Source organism: Halonatronomonas betaini, assembly GCF_015666175.1.
GTDB classification, from domain to species: domain Bacteria; phylum Bacillota; class Halanaerobiia; order Halanaerobiales; family Halarsenatibacteraceae; genus Halonatronomonas; species Halonatronomonas betaini.
In genome coordinates this window covers 209104-226904 of sequence record NZ_JADPIE010000005.1, presented here as the reverse complement: position 1 = coordinate 226904, position 17801 = coordinate 209104, and the positions used below count along the sequence as shown (strand labels likewise).

Below are 17801 nucleotides of genomic sequence, written 5' to 3'. Positions count from 1 at the left end.
TTTTAATTGCTGCCTTTCAGGAGAAATAACTTTAAAATTTTTCTTCAGGAGGGCAGCAAATACTTTGTGAAATTTGTTAAGAGATACTACTTGGTAACCGTCGGGTAAACGTCAGGTCCAGTTTGAAAATTATAGTTATTTTACATACTTGAGTGATTTTGATTGGTCTCTTTTTTGTGGTAAAATATAAAAAGAAGTGTTGATGATGAAATAATATGTTAGGGGTGAAAAGATGATAAGAGAAGAATATTATTCAGATTTTTTAAAGCAGTTGAAATCTTTATTAAAAGATGAGAGAGATTGGCTTGCTAATCTGGCCAATACTGCTTCGCTGATTTATAATCTCGTCCCTAAGTTAAACTGGGTAGGTTTTTATCTTATGGATAGTGAAGAAGAGATGGTACTCGGGCCTTTTCAGGGCCAACCGGCCTGTGTGAGAATCAAGGTTGGTAATGGGGTCTGCGGAACTGCGGTTGCTAAGAGGAAGACTCAGCTGGTTGAAAATGTCCATGATTTTGATGGCCATATAGCCTGTGATCCGGCTTCAAAATCAGAACTTGTTATTCCTCTAGAGATTGAGGGAACAATTATTGGAGTTTTAGACATTGATAGCCCGGCTGAGGCCAGGTTTAACAGAGAAGATCAGGATTATCTTGAAAAAGCAGTTAAGATATTAATTGAAGAGACTGATTTTACACCATTATTAGAAAGAGAGAGGCGATAATTAGATGTTAAATACTAATAAAGATAGAATTGTTGTTCAGTCGGTACAGGGGAGCATTTCCCACCCTGGAGCAGGCAGACTGCCCTATAGAATGGATAGAGAAGGTAAAGGCCATAATATTCCTGGAACCGGTGGTATATCATATAATGTAAGGGTTGGAGATCCTGCATTTGGCTGGGCTGGTGACCATATTGAGCCTGGTGTTAGTATGAAGATAAGCGATAAGTCCCGTTCTACTGATAATTATGGACTGGGTTTACTGGCCTGTATTGGCAATAAAGCTAGGGTTGTCAGTGGCGAAGCCCAGGGGGCAGAGGGCTATGTTACCGGGCTTCATGGCGGTATTAATCATGTTATAATAGATTTTGATCAGGATGATATGGAAGAGATGAAAGTCGGTGATGATATTTTAGTTAAAGCTGCCGGTCAGGGCCTTGAACTCAAGGATTATCCTGAAATTAAGGTTTTTAATATTGCCCCTGAATTGCTTGAGAAATTGGGAATTGAAGAGGACGATGGCAAATTGACTGTACCAGTAGCAGCTGAGATTCCAGGGCATATCATGGGATCAGGTATTGGTGCTTCAACTGTAGCCATGGGTGATTATGATATCACAACTGGCGATAAAGATATCATGGAAGAGTATGGAATAGACCAGTTAAAATTAGGTGATCTAGTCTATCTATCAAATTGCGATAATACCTATGGCAGGGAATATATTACCGGTGCTGGCAGTATTGGAGTTGTAGTCCATAGTGACTGTATCAAGATGGGTCATGGTCCTGGCGTGACAACTATTTTAACTTCAAAGGAATCTAAACTTGTACCTGCTATTGATCCTGAGGCCAATATTTCTAAATATATGGAGTCATTGAAGAATGAATAGTGAGGCAATTAAAGATAGAGATCAGTTAGATGAAGAAAAGGTATTTAAGTTTCTTGCAAACCCTGAATCAGTTAGAGAAAACCCAACCGGGTTGAGTATATATTTTGCCGATAAAGAGATTGAACTAATCTGGTACCGGCCAGGGCTGGTCAGAGTCTTGATTGATGAGCGGGATGAGCTTGATGACGAACCTTCTACACCGGCAGTAATTGCTGACTTTGATGAGGTTGAGCTAAATTATTTTTATCGAGAAGAGCAGGTTCGAGTTTCAGGACCTGAATTAGAAGTCAGGGTTCAACTGGATCCTTTTGGGCTTCTTTTCTTTGATAAGGATGAAAATTTATTACAGGCCGACTTTCCTGGCCAGGCCTATGGCTTTAACCGGGGAGAGGTTGAGATTAATAAGGTTTTAAAGTCCAATGAAAGAATTTATGGACTTGGAGAGAAGACAGGCTTTTTAGATAAGAGAGGTAAAAGCTATGAGATGTGGAATACCGATACCTTTGATGCCCATGTCCCATCGACAGATCCTCTTTATATCTCTGTGCCATTCTATCTCTCTCTTGATGGTCAGTTGAGTTTCGGGCTATATTTTGACAATAGTTATCGGACAGAATTTGATCTTGGGGCAGATCAGGATGAGATTCTTTCGATTCAGGCTGCTGGCGGCAGGATAGATTATTATTTTATTGCTGCTGATGAAGTTAAAGATGTGGTCAAAAAATATACCTGGCTGACTGGCAGAACTCCTCTGCCACCGCTATGGTCATTAGGACATCATCAATCCAGGTATAGTTATTATCCTGAAGAAAGAGTCTATGAACTGGCCAATCGCTTTAGGGAAGAGGAGATTCCCTGTGATGTAATCCATCTTGATATCCATTATATGGATGACTATCGGGTTTTCACCTGGGATGAAGATAAGTTTCCAGATCCTGAAAGTATGTTAACTGATCTTGAGGATGCCGGCTTTAAACTTGTAAATATAGTTGATCCTGGAGTAAAAAAAGATCCAGAATATGAGGTTTATCGTTCAGGTCAGATCAACGACTTTTTCTGCCGCTATCTTGATGGCAAACTTTATTCTGGAGATGTCTGGCCAGGAGAAAGTGTTTTTCCTGATTTTACTGAAACTGTCGTCAGAGATTGGTGGCGAGACCTGCATGAAGAGATGATAGAACAGGGGGTAAAGGGTTTCTGGAATGATATGAATGAGCCAGCAGTTTTTAATGAGACTGCTACCATGGATGAGATGATTGAGCATAAAAATGATGGCGATCCAGGGCCCCATAAAAGGTTTCATAATCTCTATGGATTTTTTGAGGCTATGGCAACAAATCAGGCCCTTGAGAAATTTCTTAATGAGCGGCCCTTTGTTTTAAGCAGGGCAGCTTTTGCCGGGAGTCAGCGTTATTCAGCTGTCTGGACCGGTGATAATAGGAGTTTCTGGGAACATATTGAGCTATCGATTCCGATGATTACAAATATGGGGATTAGTGGACTTGGTTTTGCTGGCTGTGATGTTGGTGGTTTTACTGGAGATACCTCAGGTGAATTACTGACTCGCTGGTATCAATTAGGGGCTTTTATGCCTTTCTTCCGTAATCATACAACAGTAGGTTCAAAGGACCAGGAACCCTGGGCTTTTGGTGAACCTTATACCAGTATTATCAGAGAATATATTGAATTAAGATACCATTTCTTACCTCAAATTTATAAGCTATTCTATGAACAGAGCCAGTCAGGCTTACCTGTCTGGAGGCCATTATTTTTCCATCATCAGGATGATGAAAAGACTTATAATATAAGCGATCAGGTTTTAGTTGGAGAAAATATTATGTTGGCTCCTGTTATGAGGCCTGATCGAGCTGAAAGATTGGTCTATTTTCCAGAAGGGAACTGGTATGATTTCTGGACTGGAGAAATCTATGAAGGTGGCAGGTCTTATCTTTATCAGGCCGAGCTTGATAGATTGCCTTTATTTATAAAAGCAGGCAGCTCTTATATGACTATGGAGCCTGTTCAGTATGTAGATGGAAGTTTTAGTGATTTAACCCTAAATATTGTTCTTGATGAGGATGGTTTTGAATTTGAGGGTAATATCTATGAAGATGATGGTTTCAGCTTTGAATATCAGCAGGATAATTATAATCTAATAGAATATAAAGTTTCTGCAGAGGGTAATGGACTCAGGTTAGAATTTAACAATAAGAAGACTGGCTTTGAGTCTGAGCTTGACAATCTTCAGATTAGAATTTTAAATCTGGATTCTGAAAGTGTAGAAATCACCTTTAATGGAGAAGATATCAGAGATGAGGACTACTTTTACCAGGGTGATGATTTATTAATATCCCTGCCATATCAAGAAGAAGGGTCTATGCTAATTAATTCACTTTAAGTTGTTAATTGCTTGACAAAAATTATTACTAGTGATATTATTAAAAGGAGTAGGACTTTAAATATTTGTATTTCCTTTAAAATAATGCCACAGAGAGAAAAGGAGTGATGTTTATGGTCGAGAATGACATGACCGCAGAAAATCTGAGATCAGCTTATGGTGGAGAAAGCCAGGCTTACCAGAGATACATGGTCTGGGGAGAAAAAGCTGAAGAGGATGGTTTTCCAAATGTTGGTGTCCTGTTTGAGGCTATTGCTTATGCCGAGCAGGTTCATGCAGCCAACCATTTTAAGGCTTTAGAAAATGTTAAAGGTGATCATTTAGTAGCTTCAGGTGCCGTTTTTGGATATGGTGATACTGTTGAGAATCTTGAAGGCGCTATTGCCGGTGAAGATCATGAGATTGAGCAGATGTATCCAGCGTATTCAATAGTTGCTAAAAATCAGAAAGAAAATGATGCCATTAAAACTTTTCATTATGCTTTGGAGGCTGAAAAAGCTCATTCAAAGTTGTTTAATGAGGCAAAGGATTCTGTTGAGGAAGGCAATGACATTGAGTTAGAAGAAGTTAATGTCTGCAGTGTCTGTGGCTACACTATAAAGGACGAAATGCCAGATTACTGTCCGATTTGTGGAGAACCTGATGAGGTATTTGAGACTTTTGCTTAAAATATTTTCTTAAACATAAATTATTAGGGGGTTATATTAAATGTCTAAATATGAAATTAAAACACTTGTCAATCATGATGATAAGACTGCTCTTGAAAAGAAGCATGTTCCTCACATTATCGCCCCGGACAAAGTAAAAAAAGGAGAACTTTTTGAAGTCACTGTTCAAATGGGTAATGAGATTGATCATCCAATGGAAGAAGGTCATTTCATTCAGTATGTTGAACTTTATGCTGAATATTTCCAGCTTGCCAGAGTAGACTTCACTCCTGAAGTTAAAGCAGAAGCTACCTTACAGATTAAATTGGAAGAGTCCTGTACTTTAAGAGCTTTTGAAAGCTGCAATCTTCATGGACAGTGGGAAGCCAGTAAGGAAATTACTGTAGAGTAATATATATTAATAGAATATAACTGACCCCCGGTGTTTACCGGGGGTTTTATAGCTTGAACTTAATTGTAAGGAGTGGAGATTTATGTTAAACGACCCAAAGATTGTAGTTGTAGGTGGTGCAAATATCGATATTAAGGGCTATTCTGCAAATACTTTTCAACATGGCAGTTCAAATAGTGGTATAATAAAAGAGAGCTCAGGTGGAGTTGGAAGAAATGTCGCCGCTAACCTGGGGAACTTAGGCTGTCAGGTAACATTATTATCGGCAATAGGTAATGATTATAGAGGAGAAAAATTAATTTCTGATACAGGAAAATGTGGAGTTAATCTTGAATATATAAGAACAATGGAGGTTTATTCAACTGGAACATACCTTGCTGTTATCGACCAAAAAGGTGAACTGGTTGGTGCTGTAAATTCTATGGAGATTATTAATGGAATTGATAGAGATTATTTAAAGAAAAACCTGAAAGTTTTAGAACAGGCAGACTGGATATTTATTGATACTAACTTAAATAGAGATATTATTTCCTGGATGCTTAATAGAAATTTTTCTGGTAAAATAATTATAGACCCTGTATCAATTGAGAAATCCAGTAAGATTAAAAATAGATTGGATGAGATTGATATTATAACTCCAAACTTAATGGAATTTTGCTATTTATATGATATAGATTCTTCAGAGACAGAATTATTGATTTCAAAGAATGAAAATAGAGAGCTATTAGACTTAATAGATAATAATCGAAAGAGAGTTAGCTCTAAAACTGAATTAATAATCACATTAGGGGCAGAAGGGATTATATATTCAGGCCCTGAGCAAAACTTCTGGGAATCTGCGGTCGATTTAAGTGATAAAATAATAGAGACTACTGGTGCCGGTGATGCTTTAAATGCTGGTATTATTTATGGTTTAAGTCGATCAAAATCTATCAGAGAATCAGTTAGAATAGGTCAGGAAATGGCGAGTATAAATATTATTGCTGATGACACAGTTAGAAAAGATAGTTTAGAGAGGCTAAAGGAAAGAGGTGTATTATAATTATGTCTGAATTAATTAAAATTGCTCCAAGAATAGAGGAATCGAAATATCAACATAAACCGGTTGTGGCTTTAGAATCAACAATCATTACCCATGGGATGCCCTATCCGGAGAATGTTGAAACTGCTTTAGAGATTGAAGAAATTATAAGAGAAATTGGTGCTGAACCGGCCACAATTGCAATAATTGATGGTAAAATAAAAGTAGGATTAAGTAGAGATGAGATTAAGGAGTTGGCTGAAACTGATCAGGAGGTTAAAAAGGTCAGCAGAAGGGATCTGGCCTGGGTTACATCTATGGGTAAATATGGTGCAACGACTGTCGCTGGAACGATGGCTATTGCAGCAAGAGCTGGAATTAAGTTTTTTGTAACAGGCGGGATTGGGGGAGTTCATCGAGGTGGCAATAATACCTTTGATATATCTGCCGATATTTCTGAATTAGGAAGAACGCCAGTAACTGTTATAGCTGCAGGTGCTAAAGCGATTCTGGATCTTCCACTAACCTATGAAAAACTCGAAACTGAAGGTGTTCCAGTAATTGCATATAGAACTGATGAAATTCCGGCATTTTATTCCAGGATCAGCGGAATAAAAGCGCCAATTCGCCTTGATACAGCAAGGGATATTGCTAAATTAGTTGCAGCCCAGGAATCACTGGAGATAGATAATGGTATTCTGGTAACCAATCCAATACCTGAAAAAGATGAAATCCCAGCTGATGAGATTAATCCAGAAATTATTAGAGCTGTAAAAGAGGCTGAAGATAAAGGGATTTCTGGTAAAGATATTACTCCTTTTTTACTGGATAGAATAAAAGAGATTACTGAAGGAAGAAGTCTGGAAGCCAATATATCACTGGTAAAAAATAATGCCAGATTAGGAGCAGAGGTAGCTCTTGCCCATAAACAGTTTTTAGCTGCAGGTTATCAATTATAAAGAGGAGCTGAATAAAATGAGTAATAATGAAATTAAGTTAGATTATAATAATATGATGGCTGATAAATTAGGTAAAGAACATGGTATTAGCTTTAAAGAAATTGAAAATTTAAAGCTAGCTGCTGAAGCTGCCCATGAAAAGATAACTGATTCAAATCCTGGCTTTATGGAACTGCCGGATAGCCAGGCTGAAATCGTTAAAGAAATTAATGAATTTGTAGATAATAATCTTGATAAATACGATAACTTTGTTGTATTAGGTATTGGCGGTTCTGCTTTAGGTAATATTGCCCTGCAGACAGCTCTAAATAACCCTTATTACAATCTTAATGCAGATTACAGAGGAGAGCACCCCAGAGTATTTTTTCCTGATAATGTCGATCCTGATAGGTTTAAGAGCCTGCTGGAAACTCTTGATTTAAGCAGGACTTTATTTAATGTGATCTCTAAATCTGGAAGTACTGCCGAAACTATGAGTCAGTTCTTAATTGCCAGAGGCCAGGTAGCAGCAGAATTAGGTGAGGATGCTATTAAGGATCATTTCCTGGCAACAACCAGTAAGGATTCTGGCTTTTTAATTGAAATAGCTGAAAGGGAAGGTATGCCTAAATTCTATATCCCTGACAATGTCGGGGGTAGGTTCTCTGTATTAACTCCAGTTGGCCTTGTCTCAGCGGCCTTTGCTGGAATTGATATCGAAAAACTATTAGCCGGGGCCAGAGCCATGAAAGAGAGAACAGCCACAGCTGATATCTGGAATAACCCTGCTTATATGCATGGCATTTTGCAACTGCTTGCCTATAAAAAGGGGAAGACTATCTCAGTTATGATGCCCTATAACCATGGTTTAAAGGATTTTGCTGACTGGTACAGGCAGCTATGGGCTGAATCACTGGGTAAAGAAGTTGACCGGGAGGGCAATACTGTTAATGTTGGGCCAACACCTGTTAAGGCTCTAGGTGCTACTGATCAGCACTCCCAGGCACAACTTTATATGGAAGGTCCCTTTGATAAGTTAATTACTTTTTTAGAAGTTGAAAATCATAAACAGGATATTGAGATCCCTGAGGAATATCAGGATTTAGATGGTGTCAATTATTTAGGAGGCCATAGCCTTGAAAAGCTGATTAATACTGAGAAACAGGCTACTGAACTTGCTTTAACAAAAAGAAATAGAATGAACAATACGATTATATTCCCGGAATTAAACGAGCATACAGTCGGCCAGTTTATTTATATGCTGGAGCTGGAGACTGCTTTTGTTGGCGAATTAATGAACATCAATGCCTATAACCAGCCAGGTGTTGAATTAGGCAAGCATTATACCTATGGTATTCTCGGTAGAGAAAATTATGAGGATAAAGCTAAAGAATTTGCAGATAGACCTGAGCCAGATTCTGATTTGATCATATAAAGGAGTGCATTCTAAATGTCTAATTGGTGGAAAGATGGTATTATTTATCAGATATATCCAAAGAGTTTTCAGGACTCAAATGGAGATGGAATAGGTGATATTCCTGGTATAATATCACGTCTGGATTATTTAGATTATCTAGGGATAGATATGCTCTGGATCAGCCCGATCTATGAGTCTCCTGATGCTGATAATGGCTATGATATTAGTGATTATTATAAAATAAGGCCTGAATTCGGTTCTGATCAGGATTTTGAGGAATTATTAATAGAACTTCATCGTAGAGATATTAGACTGATTTTAGATATGGTTGTTAATCATACATCTGATGAACATGAGTGGTTTCAAAAATCAAGAAAAGATCCAGCCGGGCCATATGGTGATTTCTATCACTGGCAACCTGGCAATAATGGAGAGTTGCCATCTAATTGGGGCTCGTTTTTTGGAGGGCCTGCCTGGACCTGGGATGAAATCCGCCAGGAATATTATCTCCATTTATTCCATAAAAAGCAGCCTGATTTAAACTGGGAAAATCCTGAAGTCAGGCAGGAAATTTATAAGATGATGAGGCACTGGCTTGATAGAGGTGTTGATGGTTTTCGGCTTGATGTTATTAATCTTTTGGATAAAGCAGATGGGTATCCAGATGGTCAGATTAAAGATGGCCAAAAGTATGGTAATGGAGTTCCTTATTTCAGTAATGGTGATAGATTGGATGACTATCTGGCAGAGATGAACAATGAAGTTTTTCGCCATTATGATATGGTTACTATTGGCGAAACAATAGCAACAGATGCCAGTCAGGCTAAAACCTTTATTAGTTCTGAGAACCATCCCCTTGATATGCTTATTCATTTTGAGCATATGTCTGTTGATCATGGAGATGGGAAGTGGGATAAAGCGGAATTTGATCTGGTAGAATTTAAAAATATAATTGATAACTGGGATAAAGAGATAAGGCCGGAAGGCTGGAATGCTTTTTATCTAAATAACCATGACCAGCCCAGAGCAGTAAGCCGTTTTGGAGACGATGAGAATTACCATTATCAGTCTGCCACAATGCTGGCTACTATGCTTTTAACATTACCTGCTACTCCCTTTGTTTATCAGGGCGAAGAGATAGGGATGACAAACTATAATTTTCAAGATTTTAATGAATTAAGAGATATTGAATCTATTAATTATTATAAAAGCAAAGCAAAAGAAAATAAGGAAAAAGCAGCCTTAAAAAGGATTTCTGAAATAGGTAGAGACAATGCCAGAACTCCTGTACAATGGTCAAAGGAATTAAATGCCGGCTTTTCAGAGGGTAAGCCCTGGATAAAGGTTAATCCTAATTATCAAGCTATAAATTTAAGTCAGCAGAGGGATGACGAAGATTCTATTTTAAATTATTATAGAGCTTTAATAGAGTTTAGAAGAAACAACCAGGCATTAATATCCGGTTCTTTTGAACAGATTGCTGCTGATGATGAGGAAATTTTTGCTTATTGGAGGAGGCTTGATGGGGTTAGTTATTTAGTTTTATTGAACTTCTCTAATAAAGAACAGAGTTTTTTAGCTGATTCCTTTTGCTCTATTTTAAGTTATGTTAATGGCAATTATTTTGAGGAAAAAGAACATCCAGATAATTCTCTGCCAGATTTAAAACCCTATGAAGCAAGAATTTATAGACAGTCAAATTAATTTTTGATTTATTCAGGAGGCTATCAGTATGTCAATAGATAAAGCTACAGACTTTAAAAAGTTTGAAACTGATGAATTATATGGTCTTGAATTATTTACGGAGAGAAAGCCTAAGTCAAGACTGATAAGAAATATTAATAAACAGCTAGCAGAATCTTCAAAACGCTGGTCAACTGATAGTCATGGTGTATTGGTTGATTTTATTGACTTTCAAAGGCGAGATAATAGTTATTATTTAATTACAGAATCTCCTGCCTGGACAAAAAAGTTAGAGCCTGAACCTGGTGGCATGGAATTATCAAAGGTTCTTGACTGGTGGGAAGATTTATTAACTGCACTTACTGAAACAGAACCCTGGAATAAAGACTGGCATATTCTAACTATTGAAAATTTAAGGCTTGATCAAAATGATAATATAAAGTTGATACCTAAGCCCTTTGAAGAAATTATAACCAAGTATAATTTAAAAGAAAGATTTATTGATACTAACTCATACAGGCCACCTGAAGATATAAATAATGAATCTGATAGTAAAAATGAAAAGGCTATGGTTTTTAGTCTTGGAGTAATCATTTATTTGCTGGTTACTGGTGAAAATCCATTTGGAGGTCGGGACCAGACTGATACTTTAGATAGAATTCTTGGAGGCCGTCGACTTTCTCCTGCTATTATAAGATCTGAACTTTCAGAAGAATTAAGTTCATTAATAAATAGTTGTTTAAAACCTGATTCTGATAAAAGACCTGACATGGCTTTTTTGCTTGAAGAAATAAACAGAATAAAATTAAATAATATTGTAGAAAATAATATTAAAGAAGCTAAAATAAAAAATAATCAGAAAAAACAGCAGAGATTTCAACTAAAACAGAGTATAATTTATAACTTCAAACAACGCTGGCAGGTCCTGGCTTTAATCTCAATACTAGTTGTTGGTTTTTTTGCGATGTTCTTTACTGCAGGCACTGATGATATTGTAACTTCTGCTCATCAGCCCCATGAAGTTGTTGAATATTTCTATCAGGCTATAGATGAAAAGAATGTAACAATGCTGGATGATACAAATTCTATAGATTTAGGACAATTAAGACGGATGGTTACTGAAACCCATGTATTGGAAACAGTCAGGCAATTCTATGAAATGCAGGCTCCAACTGAAGAGTCAGAAATTGAAAATGGTGAGGATGTTGAAATTTCAATTGATGAGGATGCTGATTTAGAAGTTGAGCCTGAATTAGAAGCTCCAGAAGAAATGGTTGAGGATGAACTTCCTTCAGTAGAAGAAGAGCTGGATATACCAGATAATGAAGAAGATAGTGCAATTTTTGGCGTTAATTCGCTTGAGATTAATTATCTTCAGGAAAATGATGAAATTATAATTGAAGCAAATTATATATTTTTCATAAATTCAGAAAATGGAAGAGTTGACTGGCAGGCCAAGGATTACCTGAGGCTTAATAGAATTAATGACCGCTGGCAGATAACAGGAATAAGAGGCTTTTTAGAAGATATTATTAGAGGAGAATTTCAAGGTATTTAAAATGGAAGGAGAGTTTTATGTCTGATTTAGATTATAAAGAGGTTACAGATTATTTGACTGATTGGCTTACAGAAAAGATTAAAGGGGCCAATAAGTCAGGAGGGATTGTTGGACTTAGTGGAGGAATTGATTCAGCTGTAACAGCAGCTCTCCTAAAAAGAGCTGCTGATATTGAGACTTTTGGGTTGATAATGCCCTGCCATAGCAATGGAGAAGATAGAGAAGATGCAATTTTAGTTGCAGATACCTTAAATATCGACTATGATGAATTGGATCTGTCAAAGCATTATGATCTTTTATTAGAAGACCTTAAATCTCTAATGCCAGGAGAAGATAAATTAGCTGAAGCTAATATTAAACCCAGGCTAAGAATGATTTCCCTGTATTACCTGGCAGCCAGAAAAAACTATTTAGTAATAGGAACTGATAATTGGAGCGAATTATTTACAGGTTACTTTACTAAATTTGGTGATGGAGGCATAGATCTTGCTCCACTGGGGAGACTTGTAAAGACAGAGGTTAGAGAGTTAGCAAGATATTTAGATATACCTGATAAGATTATAGAAAGGAAGCCATCTGCAGGGCTCTGGACTGAGCAGACAGATGAAGAAGAGATGGGAGTTAGCTATGAAATTCTTGATAAATATATACTTGGAGAAGATGTAAAGGAATCAGATAAAGAAAGAATTGAAGAGTTGAGAGATTCGGCCAGACATAAATTGAATATGCCTCCTATCCCGGAAAGAAAAGTTTTTAAGTAAATTTAGATATAATCCTTGACAAAGATTATTAACTGCGTTATATTAATATGAGTTTGTTATTTTATATATTGGATTTAACCACCGGCTCTAGAAAAGAGCCGGTTTATATATGTAAAATTTGAAACTGATAATTCAATGTCAGGGAAGTGATGAGAATGAACTTGGTAGTACCTAAAATGAAGTTATTAAATAATCTGGACAAAACAACACAATATAATTTTAAGATTGATGCTACAGCATCTGTATTTTTTGCACTCTATGCAGGGGTATTGTATCCATTTTTTCCTGCTACAGCAGTACGGTTAGGAATAGATGGCCTTCTATTGGCTCTTTTAACAGCCTCTCCTTTTATGGGGCATATATTTGCAGTATACTGGGGTCATAGTAGTGAAAATAAATCTAAAAGAAAATTTGTTTTCTATAGTGGATTTATTTCTAGAATGTTACTAATAGCCCTAGGATTAGTTACAAATTCAACAGTCTTTGCTATTATGCTTATCTTGCATTTTGCAATTACAGCAGCAGGCTGGCCGGCATTTACTGCATTAATGCAAAATATTTATCCTGCTAGAGAAAGAGGCCGCTTAATGGGGCTGATACAATTTATTATTGGTATTTGCAGAGTTGCAGTGACTTATGGTGCCGGTTTAATGATTGATCATTATGGCCATGGACGCTTATTTATTATTGCCGGCATATCAGGCATGGTAGCTTCATATATTATTAGAAAAGTTAAAGATCCTGTTGAAATTACTGATAAGGCACTGAAAAAAAGAAAGTTTTCTATAAAAGAAACAGCTAATATATTAAAAACAGATAAATTATTCAGGCTGACTATGCTAGGATTTTTTATTTTCGATCTTGGAAATATGCTGCTTGTGCCTATTTATCCATTATATCAGGTAAATAAAATGGGTTTGAATAACTTCCAGATTGGACAACTATCAGTATTCTGGATGATTGGCTGGTTTATATCTGCCCCTTTCTGGGGAAGTTTAAATGATAGAAAGAACCCACTTATCGTTATTAAGTCTGCAATTATATTATTTTTAATATCACCAGTTATATACTTTATGGATCCAATCTTTTATATTTTACCTATAGCTTCAATGACAGCAGGTGCTGCTGGTTCAGCACTGGAGGTTGGCTGGTTAAACCAGATTATTAAATTAGGAAAAGGAAAATCTGCAGTCTATAGTGGTATCTATTTAACAGGCCTGGGTTTAAGAGGCTTAATAGGTCCAATTATAGGTGGCTTATTAATAAATCACCTTTCATTTAATAATATATTTATTATAGCTCTTCTTTTAATGGCCTCTGGTTTGATTCCATTTATAATCTTAAAAAATTATGAATTAGGTAAGACTTTTAAGAAACTAGAAATTGGATTTAATATGAAACAGAGTGATAAAATCTCCTGGCGGTATTCTTCATTAAAATAAAATATTTATATTTGCAGGAGATTAAGAATAAACAGAGAATATTGATATTAAGCCAGATAATTAGATAATTAAGCGATATTTAGGTGCCTTTGATTATTTTCAGAGGAGAATAGGGAATCAGGTGAAAGACCTGAGCGGGCCCGCCACTGTAACTATCATTTCTGATAGGAGCCAGGAGACCTGCCTGATATCGATAAAACCTGCATACTTCGGGAACAAGGATTGTAGGTCATGGTATAAGATAGCTAGAAATTTATGCTGATAATACCCTGACTACTACTGGAGATGTAGATAGTCAGGTTTTTTTATTTGAAGCCCTGACTGCAGGTTGAAAATTCACTGGCAGAAGGGGGTGTAGTTTTGAACAGGGATTTGCCTTTAAATAAGCTAACATTAATTGCATTATTTGTGGCCCTTTCAGCTATCGGCTCTTATATTATGCTGCCAGGTCCTATAGGATCTGTTGCTTTAGATTCAGCTCCAGGTTTTATTGCTTCAATTTTATTAGGAGGAGGTTCAGGGGCATTAGTTTTAGGCCTGGGTCATATTCTAACAGCAGTTAGATCAGGTCTTCCTCTTGGTCCTATCCATCTAATAATAGCAGTATTGATGGCTGGAATAGCTCCATTTTATTCTTATTTCTGGCAGAAATATAATCACTGGATTGCCGGTTTAGTCGGGATAATTTTAAATGGATTTGTGATTAATGCCTTTTTAATTCCTCTATTAGGTATACAATTCTTTTTAGCCATGATACCAGTCTTAACAATAGGAGCTGCCTTTAACATATCAGTGGCAACTTTAATGGTTAATTTATTAGAGAGGAGATTTGAAAATGTCAGAGAATTATAGAGGCATTTTACCAGTTGATATAAGTTTATATAAAAAAGAAGTATCTGGCCAGCCTGATGATATCTATATTTTGACCAGTATTGATATTGCTTCAGGGATTGGTATACTCAAAGAAGATGAATTTTTCGTCGAAGTTGAAACTATTGCTTATTTTACAACCAGAGTTGCTCTGCTGGATATATTAGTAACTGGTGGTAGACCTGTATTAATTGCCTTTTCAACCTCCCTATCAAATAGTTATTATGAAGATGTTAAAACTGGTATTTTAAAAGCTTTAGATGAATGGTCAATAGAAATAAAAAATCAAATTACCGGGAGCACTGAGGATAATTTCAAATCAAAGCAGACATCAGTTTCTATTATGGCCACTGGCTTATCAACGGAGGATAGGCTTAACTGGCTTCAGGTAAATAAAGGAGATAACTTATTTATTGTTGGAAAACCAGTTGTTGGTGCAGAAGTTTTAAGGAATTCAGATAAAATCATCAACCCTGAGGTATTTCAAAACTTAGTCGAAGATGAATCGACTAAAAATTTAATGCCTATTGGCTCAGGAGGAGCTTTAATGAGAATTAAAGCTATAATGGACAAAACTGGGCTGGAATATAAATCTTTTAATAACCAACTTGAGAATAAGTCAGCTGGACCTGCAACGGCGATTTTATTAGTTTCAAATAGAGAAATTGATTATTATCAAAATGAGCTAAAAATTCCTATAACTCAATTAGGAAAGTTGATTTAATAATTGGAGGTATTTATTATGAAAATATTTAGTAGAATTATGAAAATAAGTTCTATTTTATTATTAATTGCCTTACTTATACCCCCTGCTGTTCAATCTGCAACAGTTGGTATAACAGATGATTTAGGCAATGAAGTTGAGCTAGATGAAGCCCCTGAAAGAATTATCTCTCTCGCCCCAAATATAACTGAGATGCTATTTGCTGTTGGCCTTGGTGATAGAGTCGTTGGCATAACTACTTACTGTGATTATCCAGAAGAAGCCATGGAAGTTGATACTATCGGGAGCATTACAGAACCAAATATAGAGGCAATCGTTAGCAAAGAGCCAGATTTAATTGTGGCTGATGGTATTAATCCTATGGAAGTTATTGAACGTTTACAGGAACTTGATATGAATGTAGCAGGTTTTTATCCAGCAAGTGTTCAGGATACTTTTTCTGCAATGAATCGATTAGGTCTGGTAACTGGAAATATCGAAGAAACAACAGAGGTTGTTAATGAGATGGAATCTAGAATGAATGCAATTCTTGATTTAATAGGAGATAGAGATGAGAGGCCTCAGGTCTTTTATGAGATCTGGAATGAACCTTTAACAACTGCTGGTGGCGATAATTTTATAGATAATATGATTTCCTTAGCAGGTGGAGAAAATATAGGTGCTGAAGCCGGCAGTGGTTGGCCTCAATTCGGCTTAGAAGATCTAATTTATTTAGATCCAGAAGTTTATATTTCGACACCCCATAGCGCTGACCATCAAGTATCTAAAGAAGAAATCTTAAATAGAGATAATTATCAGGTATTAACTGCAGTTCAGGAAGATAGAGTTCATATAATAGATCAGGATCTTGTTAGCCGTCCATCACCTAGACTAATAGATGGATTAAAAGCTTTAGCAGGAGCTATTTATCCTGAAATCCAGGAAGAACTTGAGGATATTTAATGATTGTCTTTATTTTAGGAGGAGCCAGGAGCGGAAAAAGCTCTTTAGCTGAAAAAATAGCTGCCGGCCAGGAGGAAAAATATAGCCGGCAGATTATTTATTTAGCCACAGCTACAGCTAAAGATGGAGAAATGGAGACCAGAATCAAAAGGCATCAAGCAGAACGCCCTGAAAATTGGATGACTATTGAAGCAGATTTAAATCCATATCAGGCAATAAAATCTGCTGATATTCCTGAAGAATCTGTGGTCATTTTAGATTGTATAACATTGCTACTTACAAACCATATGATGGCTCAAGAAGACTTTGAACTTCAAGCAATTAAAGATAAATTAAATAATTTGATAAAATTTTTGCATGGGAAAAATTCTTTAATAATTTTTGTTGCAAATGAGACAGGCCTGGGCATTGTTCCTGGCAATAAATTAAGCAGAGAATTTAGGGATCAGGCAGGCTGGTTGAATCAATGGCTGGCAGCAAAGGCTGATAAATCATTCTTTACTGTGGCAGGAATTCCTGTTGAATTAGATAAAAAGAAATTTAATGATGAAATTATTAAACCAGAAAATTTTTACTCTGGAGGGGAGACTTTATGAAATCCTTAAATCAGGAACTCCAGGGGGTTTTCTTTGCAATCACCTTTTTAACAAGGATACCTGTCCCCTTTAAAATTAACTATCATAACCGGCTTCCATCTATATCGATAAAATACTTTACATTTATAGGCCTTATCTTAGGTCTGATTTTAGCTATAATTTATCGACTTTTTAGTTTATTCTGGCCCCCAATTTTAATAGCCCCTATACTTTTAGGTTTTTATATTTACTTAACTGGAGCAATTCATTTAGATGGTTTATTGGATTCAGTGGATGGATTATTTAGTAATAGATCAAAGCAAGAAATATTAGAGATTATGAAAGATAGCCTGAATGGCTCCTTTGCAACAGTAACAGCTGTTATCTACTTATTGGTGAAGTTCATTCTTTTTTATAAGTTGCAGGAGACAAATTTCATTTCAACATTAATAATATTCCCGGTTTTAAGTAGATGGCTAGTAATTTTTGCAATAAAATTCTTCCCCAGAGCTGAAAAGAGCAGCCTTGGTGAAGGTTTTGATTATAAAATTGCAAATAAAGATTTTTTGATTTCTTCAATTTTGCCAGCATTAATTATTTTAATTTATCTATTTTATGATATAATTTCATTAGGATTAGCAATTTCCTTAATAATAATACCAGTATTAATAACAATTTATATAGCAAGCTATACTATTAATAAGATCGATGGTTTAACTGGAGATATTTATGGTATGATTAATGAGATTGGGGAAATAATTATCCTATTAACTATTCTTACAATTTATTATACCTAGACTAAA

Annotated in this window: 17 protein-coding genes and 1 riboswitch; all 17 genes read left to right on the top strand. The window is 36.1% G+C overall.

All coding sequences use genetic code 11. The annotated features are described in order from the left end of the window. The first annotated feature begins 232 nt into the window (after positions 1-232). The gene (locus I0Q91_RS10400; protein WP_270454458.1) at positions 233-724 is read left to right on the top strand and encodes a GAF domain-containing protein; all 492 of its coding nucleotides are present in this window, start codon (positions 233-235) and stop codon (positions 722-724) included. 4 nt (positions 725-728) lie between these two features. Beyond that, on the top strand, positions 729-1610 hold the full coding sequence (locus I0Q91_RS10395) for a DUF4438 domain-containing protein (protein ID WP_270454457.1): 882 nt from the start codon (positions 729-731) through the stop codon (positions 1608-1610). After that, positions 1603-4008, top strand: coding sequence for a glycoside hydrolase family 31 protein (locus I0Q91_RS10390; protein ID WP_270454456.1), 2406 nt, complete (start codon positions 1603-1605; stop codon positions 4006-4008). Before I0Q91_RS10395 ends, I0Q91_RS10390 begins: the two co-directional genes overlap by 8 nt. Before the next feature lie 113 nt (positions 4009-4121). Beyond that, positions 4122-4676 (top strand): rubrerythrin family protein, encoded by a 555-nt coding sequence (locus tag I0Q91_RS10385; protein ID WP_270454455.1) that lies wholly within the window; start codon positions 4122-4124, stop codon positions 4674-4676. A 40-nt stretch (positions 4677-4716) separates the two neighbouring features. Further along, positions 4717-5067: a class II SORL domain-containing protein gene (locus tag I0Q91_RS10380; protein WP_270454454.1), complete on the top strand. Its 351-nt coding sequence runs from the start codon at positions 4717-4719 to the stop codon at positions 5065-5067. Between the two features lie 82 nt (positions 5068-5149). Further along, on the top strand, positions 5150-6109 hold the full coding sequence (locus I0Q91_RS10375) for a carbohydrate kinase family protein (protein WP_270454453.1): 960 nt from the start codon (positions 5150-5152) through the stop codon (positions 6107-6109). Between the two features lie 2 nt (positions 6110-6111). Continuing rightward, positions 6112-7047 (top strand): pseudouridine-5'-phosphate glycosidase, encoded by a 936-nt coding sequence (locus tag I0Q91_RS10370; protein ID WP_270454452.1) that lies wholly within the window; start codon positions 6112-6114, stop codon positions 7045-7047. A gap of 16 nt (positions 7048-7063) precedes the next feature. Beyond that, a complete protein-coding gene (locus I0Q91_RS10365; RefSeq protein ID WP_270454451.1) occupies positions 7064-8461 on the top strand; it encodes a glucose-6-phosphate isomerase in 1398 nt (465 codons plus the stop codon). Between the two features lie 15 nt (positions 8462-8476). Then, the gene (locus tag I0Q91_RS10360; protein ID WP_270454450.1) at positions 8477-10147 is read left to right on the top strand and encodes a glycoside hydrolase family 13 protein; all 1671 of its coding nucleotides are present in this window, start codon (positions 8477-8479) and stop codon (positions 10145-10147) included. Between the two features lie 28 nt (positions 10148-10175). Further along, positions 10176-11684, top strand: a complete 1509-nt coding sequence (locus tag I0Q91_RS10355) for a protein kinase domain-containing protein (protein ID WP_270454449.1) — start codon at positions 10176-10178, stop codon at positions 11682-11684. A 17-nt stretch (positions 11685-11701) separates the two neighbouring features. Then, positions 11702-12445, top strand: coding sequence for an NAD(+) synthase (nadE, locus tag I0Q91_RS10350; protein ID WP_270454448.1), 744 nt, complete (start codon positions 11702-11704; stop codon positions 12443-12445). Positions 12446-12600: 155 nt separating this feature from the next. Continuing rightward, positions 12601-13887 (top strand): MFS transporter, encoded by a 1287-nt coding sequence (locus tag I0Q91_RS10345; protein ID WP_270454447.1) that lies wholly within the window; start codon positions 12601-12603, stop codon positions 13885-13887. A gap of 63 nt (positions 13888-13950) precedes the next feature. Continuing rightward, positions 13951-14089, top strand: a riboswitch (cobalamin riboswitch). A gap of 158 nt (positions 14090-14247) precedes the next feature. After that, the gene (locus I0Q91_RS10340) at positions 14248-14739 is read left to right on the top strand and encodes an ECF transporter S component (protein ID WP_270454446.1); all 492 of its coding nucleotides are present in this window, start codon (positions 14248-14250) and stop codon (positions 14737-14739) included. Next, positions 14723-15481: a hypothetical protein gene (locus tag I0Q91_RS10335; RefSeq protein ID WP_270454445.1), complete on the top strand. Its 759-nt coding sequence runs from the start codon at positions 14723-14725 to the stop codon at positions 15479-15481. Before I0Q91_RS10340 ends, I0Q91_RS10335 begins: the two co-directional genes overlap by 17 nt. Before the next feature lie 18 nt (positions 15482-15499). Beyond that, entirely contained in the window at positions 15500-16423 is a 924-nt protein-coding gene (locus I0Q91_RS10330) for an ABC transporter substrate-binding protein (protein WP_270454444.1), read from the top strand. After that, positions 16423-17019 carry a bifunctional adenosylcobinamide kinase/adenosylcobinamide-phosphate guanylyltransferase gene (cobU, locus tag I0Q91_RS10325; protein ID WP_270454443.1) on the top strand — a complete coding sequence of 199 codons (597 nt, stop codon included), beginning with the start codon at positions 16423-16425 and terminating at the stop codon, positions 17017-17019. The genes I0Q91_RS10330 and cobU overlap by 1 nt, the downstream gene beginning before the upstream one ends. Next, a complete protein-coding gene (gene cobS / locus I0Q91_RS10320) occupies positions 17016-17795 on the top strand; it encodes an adenosylcobinamide-GDP ribazoletransferase (RefSeq protein ID WP_270454442.1) in 780 nt (259 codons plus the stop codon). Before cobU ends, cobS begins: the two co-directional genes overlap by 4 nt. Positions 17796-17801: the final 6 nt, after the last annotated feature.

Coding starts and splice junctions, on each gene's coding strand:
- I0Q91_RS10400 (WP_270454458.1), top strand. CDS start 233: ATGATAAGAGAAGAATATTATTCAGATTTTTTAAAGCAGTTGAAATCT.
- I0Q91_RS10395 (WP_270454457.1), top strand. CDS start 729: ATGTTAAATACTAATAAAGATAGAATTGTTGTTCAGTCGGTACAGGGG.
- I0Q91_RS10390 (WP_270454456.1), top strand. CDS start 1,603: ATGAATAGTGAGGCAATTAAAGATAGAGATCAGTTAGATGAAGAAAAG.
- I0Q91_RS10385 (WP_270454455.1), top strand. CDS start 4,122: ATGGTCGAGAATGACATGACCGCAGAAAATCTGAGATCAGCTTATGGT.
- I0Q91_RS10380 (WP_270454454.1), top strand. CDS start 4,717: ATGTCTAAATATGAAATTAAAACACTTGTCAATCATGATGATAAGACT.
- I0Q91_RS10375 (WP_270454453.1), top strand. CDS start 5,150: ATGTTAAACGACCCAAAGATTGTAGTTGTAGGTGGTGCAAATATCGAT.
- I0Q91_RS10370 (WP_270454452.1), top strand. CDS start 6,112: ATGTCTGAATTAATTAAAATTGCTCCAAGAATAGAGGAATCGAAATAT.
- I0Q91_RS10365 (WP_270454451.1), top strand. CDS start 7,064: ATGAGTAATAATGAAATTAAGTTAGATTATAATAATATGATGGCTGAT.
- I0Q91_RS10360 (WP_270454450.1), top strand. CDS start 8,477: ATGTCTAATTGGTGGAAAGATGGTATTATTTATCAGATATATCCAAAG.
- I0Q91_RS10355 (WP_270454449.1), top strand. CDS start 10,176: ATGTCAATAGATAAAGCTACAGACTTTAAAAAGTTTGAAACTGATGAA.
- nadE (WP_270454448.1), top strand. CDS start 11,702: ATGTCTGATTTAGATTATAAAGAGGTTACAGATTATTTGACTGATTGG.
- I0Q91_RS10345 (WP_270454447.1), top strand. CDS start 12,601: ATGAACTTGGTAGTACCTAAAATGAAGTTATTAAATAATCTGGACAAA.
- I0Q91_RS10335 (WP_270454445.1), top strand. CDS start 14,723: ATGTCAGAGAATTATAGAGGCATTTTACCAGTTGATATAAGTTTATAT.
- I0Q91_RS10330 (WP_270454444.1), top strand. CDS start 15,500: ATGAAAATATTTAGTAGAATTATGAAAATAAGTTCTATTTTATTATTA.
- cobU (WP_270454443.1), top strand. CDS start 16,423: ATGATTGTCTTTATTTTAGGAGGAGCCAGGAGCGGAAAAAGCTCTTTA.
- cobS (WP_270454442.1), top strand. CDS start 17,016: ATGAAATCCTTAAATCAGGAACTCCAGGGGGTTTTCTTTGCAATCACC.